We start from the raw sequence: 12822 nt of genomic DNA on the forward strand, positions 1-12822 counted from the left end.
CAAGAATGATTGTCGAAATCCGCCGCGCCGCACTGTATGGATGCGTCACCAGACCATCATGATTGCGTCACACCTGTGAAACATCCCGCCGAACCAGCCCCCGAGCCCCGCCTGCGCGTCGGCATCCTCCTCGCGCGCCGCTTCACCCTGTGTGCGCTGGCCAATTTCGTCGATGTTCTGCGCCTTGCGGCGGATGAGGGCGACCGCTCGCGTCCGATTCTGTGCCGCTGGCGGCTGCTGTCGCAGGCGGGTGAGCCCATAGACTCCAGTTGCGGGCTGAGCGTGCAGCCCGAAGAGCGCCTCGGCGACCCGCGCCGCTTCGATTACATCGCGGTGATCGGCGGGCTGATCGATGAGAACCAGAGCCTGCATCCCGACCTGACCCGCTTCCTGCATCAGGCGGCGGCTGCGAAAGTACCGCTGATCGGCATCTGCACCGGCGCCTTCATCCTGCACCGCGCGGGGCTGATGCAGGGCTATCGCTGCTGCGTGAACTGGTTCCACCACGACGATTTCCGCGATGAATTCGAGGGGCTGACCCCGGTGTCGGACCGTATCTTCGTGGTGGACCGCGACCGCATCACCTGTTCGGGCGGTGCCAGTTCGGCGCATCTGGCGGCGTTTCTGGTGGACAGGCATATCGGCGCGGCGGCAGCGCGCAAGAGCCTGGCGATCATGATCTTCGACGAGGCGATGGCCGCCGACCGCCCGCAGCCCGGCCTGCCGCTGGAATTGACCACCGCCGACCCGCTGGTGAAGCGCGCCCTGCTGCGGATCCAGCAGGCGCTGGACACGCCCTTGCCGGTGGCGCGGCTGGCCGAGCAACTGGGCGTCAGCCGCCGCAAGCTGGAGCGCCACTTCACCGCCGCGCTGGACCTGACCCCCGCCGAGGCAGCCCGGCGGATGCGCCTGTCGCAGGCGCGGCACCTGCTGGAGCGGGGCGATGTGCCGATTACCCAGATCGCGCTGCAAACCGGGTTCTGCGATGCCTCGCACCTGATCCGGGTGTTCCGCGAGGCGGAAGGGCTTACCCCCGATGCCTGGCGCAAGGCCCGGCGCGGCTGATCAGGCGCCCCAGCCCTCGCCCTGCATCTCGCGCAGGCGGCTGGCAGAGCGCACGAATTCAAAGCTGCCCTCGCCCTCGATATAAAGGTTCTCGGGGCTGGCCGCGGCCGAGCAGATCAGCCGCACCTTTGCCTCATAGAGCGCGTCGATCAGCGTGACAAAGCGCTTGGCCTCGTTGAAGTTCGACGAGGACAGCAGCGGCACCTCCTCGACGATCAGCACCCGCACCGCGCCGGCAATCGCCAGATAGTCGGCGGGGCCAAGTGGCTTGGCGCACAGGTCCCAGAAGCTGGCCCGCGCGACGCCCGACCGCGCATCGGGCAGCACCACATCGCGGCCCTTGACCTTCAGCACCAGCGGCCCCTCGCCGCCGCCCCCGGTCAACTCCTGCCAGATCGCCTCGATGGCACGCGAGGCCCGGGCATCGGCGGGGCAGAAATAGACCGGGGTGCCGGCCAGCCGGTGCTGGCGATAGTCGGTCTCGCTCTCCAGCTCATGTACGGCCATGTTGTCTTCGATCAGCGCGATGAAGGGCAGGAACAGCGGCCGGTTCAGCCCGTCCTTGTACAGATCCTCCGGCACCCGGTTCGAGGTGGTGACGACAACCACCCCCATCTCGAACAGATACTGGAACAGCCGCCCGACGATCATCGCATCGGCAATGTCGGTGATCTGCATCTCGTCGAAGCACAGCAACCTGGCCTGCTCGGCCACGGCCACCGCGACCGGGCGGATCGCGTCCTGCACGCCGGTCTTGCGCACCTCATGCAGGCGGTTCTGGATCTCCTGCATGAAGGCGTGGAAATGCACCCGGCGCTTGGCGCTGATCGCCACATGTTCCATGAACAGGTCCATCAGCATCGACTTGCCGCGCCCGACCCCGCCCCAGAGGTAGAGGCCCTTCGGCGGCGCAGGCGGCTTGGCCAGAAAGCCGAACAGCCCACGCTTGGGCGGTTCCGCCTCCAGCGCGTCGCGCACCGCCTGCAACAGCGGCAAGGCCGCGCGCTGCGCCGGGTCGGGGCGCAGGGTGCCGTCCTTGCACAGCCGGTCATAGATCTGGGTCAGCGTCTGGGTCATGCCGACCGAAATAGCCTGCGGGCGGGGGCAAGGGAAGCCGCCGCGGGCGCAGCACGGGGCGCAATTGTGCCCGTCACAAAACGGAATTTGACGCGGGCGCCATTTCCGGCACCTTGAGGCTCCGCGACAAGGAGTCCCCCATGCAGGCGCGCGCCCCGCTGTTCACCTCCGTGCTGATTTCTGCCTGCGTGGTCATCATGCTCAGCTTCGCCGTCCGCGCCAGTTTTGGCGTGTTCCAGCTGCCCATCGCCAACGAATTCGGCTGGCCGCGGGCCGATTTCTCGCTGGCCATCGCCATCCAGAACCTCGCCTGGGGCATCGGCCAGCCGATCTTCGGCGCGCTGGCGGAGAAGTTCGGCGACCGCCGCGCCATCGTCGCGGGGGCGCTCCTCTACGCCGCCGGGCTGGTGCTGTCCTCGCTGGCGGTGACGCCGCTGCAACATCAGCTGCTGGAGATCCTGGTGGGCTTTGGCATCGCCGGCACCGGCTTCGGCGTGATCCTCGCCGTGGTCGGCCGCGCCAGCAGCGCCGAGAACCGCTCGCTGGCGCTTGGCATCGCCACCGCCGCCGGATCGGCGGGCCAGGTCTTCGGCGCCCCGGTGGCCGAGGCGCTGCTGTCGGTCTACACATGGCAAACGGTATTCGTGATCTTCGCGGGCGTGATCCTGTGCGTGATCTTCGCCCTGCCCTTCATGCGCTCCCCCGCCCCCGCGACCAAAGCAGAGCTGGAGGAGAGCCTCGGCTCGGTCCTGAACCGCGCCTTCCGCGACCCGTCCTTCATCCTGATCTTCGTGGGGTTCTTTTCCTGCGGCTACCAGTTGGGCTTCATCACCGCCCATTTCCCCGCCTTCGTGACAGAGATGTGCGGGGCCATCGACCCGTCAGGCACTCTCGCCTCGCTTGGTGTCTCCACTACCTCGGCGCTGGGGGCCATCGCTATCTCGGTGATTGGCCTCGCCAATATCGTCGGCACCATCACCGCGGGCTGGCTGGGGCGGCGGCATACCAAGAAATACCTGCTGGCCTGGATCTATGTCGGGCGCACGATCGCCTCGGCCGCCTTCATCATGATGCCGATCACGCCGACCTCGGTGCTGGTGTTCTCGGTGGTGATGGGATCGCTGTGGCTGGCCACGGTGCCGCTGACCTCGGGCCTTGTCGCGCATATCTACGGGCTGCGCTACATGGGCACGCTCTATGGCTTCGTGTTCCTCAGCCACCAGATCGGCAGCTTCATGGGCGTGTGGCTGGGCGGGCGGCTCTATGATGCCTATGGCAACTACAACGCGGTGTGGTGGATCGGTGTCGGCGTCGGCGCCTTCTCGGCCATCGTCCACTTGCCCGTCCGCGAGCGCCCCCTGGCAGCCCTGCCCGCCTGAGCGCCCCTTCCCCCTTCTTGCTGGCGAAAATATCCCACGGGGGTGCGGGGGTGTGTAACCCCCGCTACGCCGCCGGCCGCGGCGCGCGGTCCCCGAAGATCGCGCTGCCCACCCGGATATGGGTTGCGCCCTGCGCCACCGCGATCTCGAAATCGCTGCTCATCCCCATCGACAGCCCGGCCAGGCCGTTGCGCGCGCCGATCCCGCGCAGCAGCGCGAAATGCGGGGTGGGGTCTTCGTCATCGGGGGGGATGCACATCACGCCCGCCAGCGGCAGGTCCATCATCTTGCAGGCGGCGATGAAATCGTCGGCCATCTCTGGCATGATGCCGGCCTTCTGCGGCTCTGCTCCTGTATTGACCTGCACGAACATCGCCGGACTCACCCCCCGCGCCTGCGCCATCCGGGCCAGCCGCTCGGCCAGGTTGGGGCGGTCGAGGGTGTGGATGCACTCGAACAGCTCCACCGCCTGCCTGGCCTTGTTGGTCTGCAGCGGGCCGATCATGTGGACCTCGGTCCCAGGATAGGCCTCGCGCCAGGCGGGCCATTTATGCGCCGCCTCCTGCACGTAGTTCTCGCCGAACAGCCGCTGGCCCTCGCCCAGAACGCCCCGCACCCGCTCTGCCGGTTGCAGCTTCGACACCGCGATCAGCTGCACCGAGCCGGGCGCGCGCCCCGCGGCCACCTCAGCCGCAGCGATGCGGGCGCGAATGTCAGCGAGCGGCATGGGTATCCTCCGGCAGCAGGTCGCCCAGTGCCTCGAACATCTCGCCCAGATGCGACTCATAGCGCTGCCAGGCGTTGAGCGAGGCCTTGCTGATCGGCTGGCGCACCTGGAACACCGACAGGGTGTCGACCTTGCGGGTGTTCTGGTGCGAGTTGAGGCACGCGTCTTCCCAGTCCAGCCCGCAGGCCGCGATCAGCTTGCGGGTCTCGGCCTCGGGGTTCGCCACCAGCTCCTCGTACTGCACCTCGTAGAACCAGTCCGGCACCCGCGCGCGCCAGAACTCGATGACCTCATGGAAGGTGCGATAATATTCGCCAAGGTCGCGCAGGCTGTTGGAGTAGAGATGGGTGCCCTCGGTGAACTTGTTCTTGTAGATCGACAGCAGGTTGTCGCGCGGGTCGCGGCGGACCACCACGAAGCGGGCCTTCGGCATCGCCAGCTTCAGCAGGCCCAGATACATGTAGCTCTGGATTGACTTGTCGGTGACGCGCGCAGCATCCGGGTGGCGCTGGCGCACTTGGGTGAGGTAGTCCTCGCCCAGCCGGACGATGGCCCCGGGCGCAAGATCCCCAAGCGGGAGTGTCTCCCTGTCCGCAGCCAGCAGCTTTGCGCCCAGCTTGGCGGCAATGTTCATCTCGCCCGCGCCGGTCACGCTGGAATGGCTGGCGATGATCTGTTCCACCAGCGTCGTGCCGGACCGCGGCATTCCGGTCACGAAGATCGGGCCGAAACCGCTGGCGCCCGGCACCGGCTCACCCGGCCAGTCGCGGCTGTCCATGCTGCGCAGAAGCGCGGCGACACGCTCATGCCGCACCTTGACATCGTAGGGATTTACCTTGCGAGCAAGATCATTCGCCACCCGAAGATAGGGGAACACCTGGTCGTATTGCTTCAGATCCTCCAGAGCCTTTGCGATGCCAAAGCCAAAGCCGACGCGGTTTGCATCCGTCGTCTTCGGGTCGTTGAACCGGGCGATCATCTCATCGACGACCGGATCTCCGGGCTGCACCTTGTGGGAGACAAGGAAGCCGCGATAGGTCTCGCCATTCGCGGGATCGAGTTCAAGGGACCGGCGGAACCAGGGTTCGGCCTCTTCGAAGCGGCCAAGCGTCTGGAGCAGCGAGGCCTTGCCTCCGACGGCCAGCGGCAGGTCCGGTTGCAGCTGCAGCGCGCGGTCGAAGTGCGTCATCGCCTCTTGATCGACGCCAAGGCGCGCTAGGGTCTGCGCCATCAGCGCCTGCGTATCGGCGCGGTCCGGGGCGATGGCTAGCGCTTTGCGCAGCACCGCTTCCGCAGATTCAAAATCGCGGCGCAGGGTGTAGAGGTTGCCCAAGATCACCAGCGGCATCGGGTCGCTTGGGTCCAGTCGGGCCGCGCGCAGCGCGAAGGGCAGCGCCGCCACCACCTGCTCGCTGCGCCGCATCGCCAGCGCCAGATGCACAAGCGCGGGCACCATGCAGGGCGCGGCGACCACGGCACCGCGGAAGGCCTCCAGCGCCTCGGGCAGGCGGCCAGCCTCGATCAGGATCTGGCCGAGATTGTTCAGCGGCTCGGCATCTTCCGGGTCGAGGGCCGCGGCCTTGTTGTAGTTGGCCACCGCAGCATCGATCTTGCCCTGCTTTGCCTGTGCGGTGGCCAACAGGTTGACAGCGGCGGCGCAGCGCGGATTGCGCGACAGCAGCGATGCGGCCATCAACTCGGCCTCGGTAAAGCGTTTGGCCTTCATCAGCGGCATGATCTTGCGCACCTCGGCCCGCACTTCGTCGGGGACGGAGGGAACATAGGCGTGGCCGGGGGTAAAGCGGTCCTGCAGGCGCAGCTTCACCGCGGGCGGCAGCGTGGACAGCTTCAGTGCAGCAAGGAATGTGGCTTCTGCTTCAGGCTCGGCGGTCAGGGCGACGGCCGCAGCCCAAAGCCGCCAGACGGCCGGCTCGGCGGGGCGAAGCGCCGCGGCGGCCTGAAGATGCGGCAGCGCGCGCTCGGGCTTGCCGACTTCGGTGAAGATCCGCGCGACCTGAAAATGCACCTCGGGGATGCGCGGGTTGGCAGCGATCATCTTCTCGTAGTGGCTCAGCGCTTCCTTGTGCTGCTTGGCCGCCTGCAGCTTCATCGCCTGATCGTAATGCTGCTTCAGTTGCGCTTCGCTGAGTTTCGTCATGTTCTGCCGCAATCCATGTGCCCCTGATCCGGCCGGGACCATAGCGGCGGGGGCAAGGACTGTCGAGGGAGCGGCGGGCTCCGGGCCCGGCACAAAACAGAAAGAGCGGGCACAAGGCCCGCTCTTCCAAACACCGTCTAGATCCGTGGGATCAGAACGAGAGCGACATGCCGAGCGAGAACTGCTCTTGGTCGCCGTCACGGTAGGACACGTCCGAGGCGTAGCCAGCGGCCAGGATGGCGCCGCCGCCCAGGTCGTAGTTGGCGATCAGGCCGAACGAGTCGAAGCGGTCTTCCATATCGACATCAAAGCCAAGGAACTCGTTCCCGAAGTCGTACTCTTCCACGCCGTAGTTCATGTGCAGCAGCAGGGCGCCCATTTCGTAGCCGAAGCCAACACCGTAATAGGTGATGTCATAGGCGTCGTCAAAGTCGACGACCGAGTAGTTCAGGACGGCCGAGAAGCCGTTGTCCATGCCAGCCGAAACGCTCAGGCCATAGGCGTCGAAGCCTTGCTTGCCGGAGCCGAAGGTAGCTTGCAGAAACTCGTTTGCGGTGTCGGAGAGCGCATCTTCGACTTCGTCCCGGTCCAGATCGAAGGCACCTTCGATGATGGGGGTCAGCTGGTTCACCGAGCCTTCACCGGTCTGGTAGCCAAGGCCGAAGCCCAGGGTCACGCCGCTGAATTCGGTTTTGTATTTACCGCCGAGGCCGATGATCGGATCGAAGTCGTCGCCGTCGTCGGTGTTACCATCGTCATGCTCGACCGACAGGGCAACGCCGAAGTCGCCGAAGGCGTATTCGTAGCGCAGCACTTGGTCGTCGTGACGGCCGTCGCCCAGCGAGTTGCCCGAGTAGCCAACGTGGGTCGTGCCCTCGTCGGTGATCGAGGTGCCCATCGCGGTTTCCTGCATGGCCCAGTCAGCGGCGCCATCGGTGTCACCGAGGGTCAGCTTGCCGAACGCGCCCGAGATGAACACGGTGCCGTTGTCGCCAACCGGGTTCTGGTTCTCTTCCGACGAACCGTCGGCGTCCAGGCGGTAGGTGGCGCCGAACGACAGGCCGGTGTCGGTCTCGCCCGACATCTTGAAGTTCAGGTTGTAGCTGTTGTGGAACTGGGTTTCTTTCAGATCACCACCGGTGATCCCCATTTCAGCCGAGCCTTCGATCACGACTTCAGCGGCCGCGAAGCCTGCGAAGCCGATCAGAGCGGTGGAAGCAAGAAGAAGCTTTTTCATCGTTTTCCCTCGTTGTCTCAAAAGGTGTGCCCATCTCAGGGGAATCCGAGTTGGGTATGCCCTTGTTTCGCCCTTCACCTGCCACATTGCAACGGAAACGGGCCGGCGCATCGGAAAGGCGGGGGTCATGGTGCAGTCTTGCCACAGTGACGCGGGGCAGCCCTGTTGCCGGCGCATGGCTGGCCCGCTGCCGCGCCCAAGGCCGCGCCCTCGCCGCGCTTGTGACGCGGCTGCATCGGGCGCGGGGGAAAAACCTTGTCGCCTTCGGGGGCATCGGCTAGACAACGGGGAAAGATAAACGGGGGCTTTCCTGAATATGCTCGTCCAACGCAGCCTGCGCGCCGGCCTGATCACCGCCCTTCTTGCCTCTCTGGCCGCCTGCGGCCCGGGCGGGCTGCTTGGCTCGCGCGAGTCGAACACGCAGCAGCGCGCAGACCTGGCGGAGCTCGTCGACTTTGACACCGAGGACGAGATCCGCAGCAATCGCTCGTCGCTGTTCGATCTGTTCGGCAACCAGGACGACCCCAACACCACCGTCCGCGTGAACAAGTATCTGTGGCAGGCCAGCCTCGAAGTGCTGAACTTCCTGCCGATCCAGTCGGTCGATCCGTTCTCGGGCGTGATCGTCACCGGCTATGGCACGCCTCCGGGCGGCGGGCGCGCCTACCGCGCCACCGTCTATGTGCAGGACCCGGCGCTGGACGCGCGCAGCCTGAAGCTGGCGATGGAAACCTCGGGCGGGCCGGTTGCGGCCGATACCGTCCGCGCGGTCGAGGATGCGATCCTGACCCGCGCCCGCCAGCTGCGGATCCGCGACAGCAGGCTCTGAGTCCGACAGGGCAATTATCGGGGTTCGCCGCAGCATCTGGATTCCTCTGCGCCGCAGAGTATAAACGCCGGGCCGCTCCGCCCGGCGTTCGCATGGAAGGACTACTCTATATGTCGCGCTATGATCCCGCCGTCACCGAACCGAAATGGCAGGGCGCCTGGGACGAGGCCGGGGTATTCACCGCGCGGCGCGATCCGGCCAAGCCGAAGTATTACGTGCTGGAGATGTTCCCCTATCCCTCGGGGCGCATCCATATGGGCCATGTGCGCAACTACACGATGGGCGACGTGATAGCGCGCTACAAGGCCAGCTGCGGGTTCTCGGTGCTGCACCCGATGGGCTGGGATGCGTTCGGGATGCCTGCCGAGAACGCCGCCATCGAACGCGGCGGCCATCCGAAGGACTGGACCTACGGCAATATCGCCGACATGCGCGCGCAGATGAAGCCGCTGGGGCTGTCCATCGACTGGAGCCGCGAGTTCGCCACCTGCGACCCCGAGTACTACGGCCAGCAGCAGGCGATGTTCATCGACATGCTGGACAAGGGCCTCGTCTATCGCAAGTCGGCGCAGGTGAACTGGGATCCGGTCGACATGACGGTTCTGGCGAATGAACAGGTGATCGACGGGCGCGGCTGGCGGTCTGGCGCGCTGGTCGAGCGGAAAGAGCTGACGCAGTGGTTCTTCCGCATTTCCGACTTCGCGGGCGATCTGCTGGAGGCGCTGGACGGGCTGGAGAACTGGCCCGAGAAGGTGCGGCTGATGCAGGCCAACTGGATCGGCAAGTCGCGCGGGCTGCAATTCGCGTTCTCGACCGTGGAGGCCCCGGAAGGGTTCGACCGGCTGGAGGTTTACACCACCCGGCCCGACACGCTGATGGGCGCCAGCTTTGCCGCGATCAGCCCCGACCATCCGCTGGCCAAGCATCTGGAACGGCATGACCCGGCGGTGGCGGAGTTCGTGGCGGAATGCCGGCGCATCGGCACCAGCGAAGAGGCGCTGGAGAAGGCGGAAAAGCGCGGGCTGGATACCGGCATCAAGGTGCGGCACCCGTTCGATACCGCGTGGGAGCTGCCGGTCTACATCGCCAACTTCGTGCTGATGGACTACGGCACCGGCGCGATCTTCGGCTGCCCGGCGCATGATCAGCGGGACTTGGATTTTGCTCGGAAGTATAACCTGCCAGTCCCTCAGGTTTTCCGGATCCCTGAAGCAAGTCATGAACATGACTTGCCGGATAGCGAGTTTGATAAATCCAGCTGGGTAGAGATCGAAGACCGCGGGGACTGGGGTGATGAGCGGCCGACCTACAGGCTTCACCAGCGAATTGTTAACGTCGCATTCGCCCCACCCAAATCCGAGGAAGTTGAGTACATCCGCGGCTTCGCTGGCGAGGCGGTGCAGACCGGCGAGGCGGCGGTGGCCACTGCCATCGACTTCTGCGAGGCGAATGGCGTTGGCCGCGGCGTGACCAACTACCGCCTGCGCGACTGGGGCCTGTCGCGGCAGCGCTACTGGGGCTGCCCGATCCCGGTGGTGCATTGCGCCACCTGCGGCGTGGTGCCCGAGAAGAAGGAAAACCTGCCGATCACGCTCCCCGAGGATGTCAGCTTCGACAAACCCGGCAACCCGCTGGACCGGCACCCGACCTGGACCAAGGCCACCTGCCCGACCTGCGGCGGCGAGGCCCGGCGCGAGACCGACACGATGGATACCTTCGTGGATTCCAGCTGGTACTACGCCCGCTTCACCGCGCCGCGGGCGACCACGCCGACCTCTGCCGAGGATGCCGACTACTGGATGAACGTCGACCAGTATATCGGCGGCATCGAGCACGCGATCCTGCACCTGCTCTATTCCCGCTTCTTCGCGCGGGCGATGCACGCGACCGGGCACCTCCCCGCCAAGGCCATCGAGCCGTTCAATGCGCTGTTCACGCAGGGCATGGTGACGCATGAGATCTACAAGACCACCGACGCGGCGGGGCGGCCAGTCTATCACCTGCCCGAGGACGTCGAGGGCAGCACAGTCAAGGCGACCGGCGAGGCGGTAGAGATCATCCCCTCGGCCAAGATGTCCAAATCCAAGAAGAACGTCGTCGATCCGGTGAACATCATCACCGCCTTCGGCGCCGATACGGCGCGCTGGTTCGTGATGTCGGACAGCCCGCCGGAGCGGGATGTGGAATGGACGGCCTCTGGCGCCGATGCGGCCTTCCGTTTCCTCGGCCGGGTCTGGCGACTGGCGGATGACATCGCAGCCTCGACCGCGCCGGAAAACGCCGCCGAAGATGCCGCGCTGATCCGTGCCACCCACCGCGCGATTGCCGATGTGACGGCGGGGATCGAGGGCTTTGCCTTCAACACCTCTGTCGCCAAGCTCTATGCCTTTGCCAACACCCTGTCGAAATCGCAGGCCGGCGCCGCCGCCAAGCGCGAGGCGATGGGGGTGATGGCGCAGCTGCTGTCGCCGATGGTGCCGCATCTGGCCGAAGAGGTCTGGTCGATGCTGGGCGGCGAGGGGCTGGTGGCGCAGGCGCGCTGGCCCGAGGCCGACCCGGCGATGCTGGTCGAGGACTCGGTGACGCTGCCGATCCAGATCAACGGCAAGCGGCGGGCGGAAATCACCGTGCCACGCGACATGCCCGCGGCAGAGGTTGAAAAGCTGGTGCTGGAGGTGGATGATGTGGTCAGGTTTCTGGCCGGGCAGCCGGTGAAGAAGCTGATCGTCGTTCCGGGGCGCATCGTCAATGTCGTCATCTGATCCGTCATCCGGCCGCCGCGCCTTTCTGGCGCTGCTGGTCCCGGCCCTTGCGGCCGCCTGCGGCTTCACGCCGGTCTATGGCACCGGCGGGCCCGCGCGCGCGCTGCTGAACCGGGTGCGGATCGAAGACCCGACCGACAAGAACGCCTTCGACCTGGTGGAACGGCTGGAAGAGCGGCTCGGCCGCCCGCAGAACGTGGCCTTCCGCCTGAGCTATGGCATCACCACGCAAAGCCGCGGGCTGGGGATCACCCCCGACAACTCCACCACCCGCTACAATATCGACGGCGTCGCGACCTACCTGCTCAGCGATGCCGAGACCGGCACGCCGCTGGCGCAGGGCGATGTCACCACCTTCGTGTCCTATTCCGCCTCCGGCTCTACCGTGGCGACGGATGCCGCCGAGGAAGACGCCTATGAGCGGCTGATGCGGCTGCTGGCCGACCAGATCGTCAGCGAGCTGATCGCCTCTTCCGCAGGCTGGAACGTGCCGTGAAGCTGACCGGCACGGCGGCAGTGCGCTACTTCGCGCGGCCGGATGCGTCGCGGGCGGGGCTGTTGATCTTCGGTGCCGACGGGATGCGGGTGGCGTTGCGCCGGCAAGAGGTGATCGCCGCGATGATCGGCCCCGAGGGCGAGGCAGAGATGCGGCTGGCACGCATTCCGGCGGGCGATCTGCGCCGCGATCCCGCCGCGCTGCAAGATGCGGTCAAGGCGCAAGGGTTTTTCCCGGGGCCGCGGGTGGCGTTTCTGGAGGATGCCAGCGACGGGCTGGCCCCGGTGGTGCAGGCAACCATGGCCGACTGGCGCCCCGGCGACGCGGCCATCGTGGTGACGGCGGGGAACCTGACGGCCAAGTCGGCGCTGCGCAAGATCTTTGAAGATCACGCGAATGCCTATGCCATCGGCATCTATGACGACCCGCCAAGCCGCGAGGAAATCGAGGAGACCCTGCGCAAATCGGGGCTTGGCGAGATCGACCGCGAGGCGATGACCGACCTGCTGGCGCTGGCCAAGGACCTCGACCCCGGCGATTTTCGCCAGACGGTGGAGAAGATCGCGCTCTACAAGTATGGCGACGCGACGGCCCTCACCCCCGCCGATGTCGATGCCTGCGCGCCAGCCACCATCGAGGCCGAGGTCGATGACCTCTTGTCCATCGTCGCCGAAAGCCGCACCGGAGAGCTTGGCCCGATGATGCGGCGGCTGGAGGGGCAGGGGGTGAACCCGGTGACTTTGTGCATCGCCACGCTGCGCCATTTCCGGGCGCTCCACGCCGCCAGCGCCGATCCGGGCGGGCCGGCCGCCGGCATCGCCCGGATGCGCCCGCCGATCTTCGGCCCGCGGCGCGACCGGATGCTGCGGCAGGCGCAGAACTGGGGGATGGAGCGGCTGGAACAGGCGCTGTCCACCATCGTGGAGACCGACCTGACCCTGCGGTCCACCAGCCGCGCCCCGGCGATGGCGGTGATGGAACGGGCGCTGATCCGGCTGGCGATGATGAACCGGCGCTGAGCCATAGGCGCAAGGCCGCCGATGCGGCAGCTTGGCGGGAACCTGCCGCTTTTCGCGAAGCCCCCCGCTTGCT

The 12822-nt window shown here is 66.5% G+C and carries 10 protein-coding genes; 6 read left to right on the top strand and 4 right to left on the bottom strand.

What is annotated here, in order from left to right; all coding sequences use genetic code 11:
* The first annotated feature begins 75 nt into the window (after positions 1 to 75).
* Complete coding sequence (locus tag GVY41_RS15680) at positions 76 to 1065, top strand: GlxA family transcriptional regulator (RefSeq protein ID WP_229726083.1); 990 nt, start codon at positions 76 to 78, stop codon at positions 1063 to 1065.
* Here the strand turns inward: GVY41_RS15680 and zapE are convergent, their stop codons facing one another.
* Positions 1066 to 2142: a cell division protein ZapE gene (gene zapE, locus GVY41_RS15685; RefSeq protein WP_161347825.1), complete on the bottom strand. Its 1077-nt coding sequence runs from the start codon at positions 2140 to 2142 to the stop codon at positions 1066 to 1068. It lies immediately after the preceding gene.
* A gap of 140 nt (positions 2143 to 2282) precedes the next feature.
* On the opposite strand from zapE, the gene GVY41_RS15690 reads away from it, so the two are divergent.
* Positions 2283 to 3521 (top strand): MFS transporter, encoded by a 1239-nt coding sequence (locus GVY41_RS15690; protein WP_161347824.1) that lies wholly within the window; start codon positions 2283 to 2285, stop codon positions 3519 to 3521.
* A 64-nt stretch (positions 3522 to 3585) separates the two neighbouring features.
* On the opposite strand, the gene GVY41_RS15695 is transcribed toward GVY41_RS15690, so the two are convergent.
* The 3 genes from GVY41_RS15695 to GVY41_RS15705 form a co-directional block, all read right to left on the bottom strand.
* Complete coding sequence (locus tag GVY41_RS15695; protein WP_161347823.1) at positions 3586 to 4248, bottom strand: YggS family pyridoxal phosphate-dependent enzyme; 663 nt, start codon at positions 4246 to 4248, stop codon at positions 3586 to 3588.
* A complete protein-coding gene (locus GVY41_RS15700; protein ID WP_161347822.1) occupies positions 4235 to 6406 on the bottom strand; it encodes a tetratricopeptide repeat-containing sulfotransferase family protein in 2172 nt (723 codons plus the stop codon). The genes GVY41_RS15695 and GVY41_RS15700 overlap by 14 nt, the downstream gene beginning before the upstream one ends.
* A 151-nt stretch (positions 6407 to 6557) precedes the next feature.
* Positions 6558 to 7643: a porin gene (locus tag GVY41_RS15705; protein WP_161347821.1), complete on the bottom strand. Its 1086-nt coding sequence runs from the start codon at positions 7641 to 7643 to the stop codon at positions 6558 to 6560.
* 316 nt (positions 7644 to 7959) lie between these two features.
* Between GVY41_RS15705 and GVY41_RS15710 the strand changes: the two genes are divergently transcribed.
* The 4 genes from GVY41_RS15710 to holA all read left to right on the top strand — a co-directional run bounded on the left by GVY41_RS15710 (position 7960) and on the right by holA (position 12749).
* Positions 7960 to 8472: a DUF3576 domain-containing protein gene (locus tag GVY41_RS15710; RefSeq protein ID WP_161347820.1), complete on the top strand. Its 513-nt coding sequence runs from the start codon at positions 7960 to 7962 to the stop codon at positions 8470 to 8472.
* A gap of 110 nt (positions 8473 to 8582) precedes the next feature.
* Positions 8583 to 11234 (top strand): leucine--tRNA ligase, encoded by a 2652-nt coding sequence (gene leuS / locus GVY41_RS15715; protein WP_161347943.1) that lies wholly within the window; start codon positions 8583 to 8585, stop codon positions 11232 to 11234.
* Entirely contained in the window at positions 11221 to 11730 is a 510-nt protein-coding gene (gene lptE / locus GVY41_RS15720) for an LPS assembly lipoprotein LptE (protein WP_161347819.1), read from the top strand. The genes leuS and lptE overlap by 14 nt, the downstream gene beginning before the upstream one ends.
* Positions 11727 to 12749, top strand: a complete 1023-nt coding sequence (gene holA, locus GVY41_RS15725; RefSeq protein ID WP_161347818.1) for a DNA polymerase III subunit delta — start codon at positions 11727 to 11729, stop codon at positions 12747 to 12749. Before lptE ends, holA begins: the two co-directional genes overlap by 4 nt.
* Positions 12750 to 12822: the final 73 nt, after the last annotated feature.

This window comes from Frigidibacter albus (assembly GCF_009908165.1).
Lineage (GTDB): Bacteria > Pseudomonadota > Alphaproteobacteria > Rhodobacterales > Rhodobacteraceae > Frigidibacter > Frigidibacter albus.

What these genes read in the sequence shown, in the direction of transcription:
- zapE (WP_161347825.1), bottom strand. Translation starts at nt 2,142, where the DNA reads ATGACCCAGACGCTGACCCAGATCTATGACCGGCTGTGCAAGGACGGC.
- GVY41_RS15690 (WP_161347824.1), top strand. Translation starts at nt 2,283, where the DNA reads ATGCAGGCGCGCGCCCCGCTGTTCACCTCCGTGCTGATTTCTGCCTGC.
- GVY41_RS15695 (WP_161347823.1), bottom strand. Translation starts at nt 4,248, where the DNA reads ATGCCGCTCGCTGACATTCGCGCCCGCATCGCTGCGGCTGAGGTGGCC.
- GVY41_RS15700 (WP_161347822.1), bottom strand. Translation starts at nt 6,406, where the DNA reads ATGACGAAACTCAGCGAAGCGCAACTGAAGCAGCATTACGATCAGGCG.
- GVY41_RS15705 (WP_161347821.1), bottom strand. Translation starts at nt 7,643, where the DNA reads ATGAAAAAGCTTCTTCTTGCTTCCACCGCTCTGATCGGCTTCGCAGGC.
- GVY41_RS15710 (WP_161347820.1), top strand. Translation starts at nt 7,960, where the DNA reads ATGCTCGTCCAACGCAGCCTGCGCGCCGGCCTGATCACCGCCCTTCTT.
- leuS (WP_161347943.1), top strand. Translation starts at nt 8,583, where the DNA reads ATGTCGCGCTATGATCCCGCCGTCACCGAACCGAAATGGCAGGGCGCC.
- lptE (WP_161347819.1), top strand. Translation starts at nt 11,221, where the DNA reads ATGTCGTCATCTGATCCGTCATCCGGCCGCCGCGCCTTTCTGGCGCTG.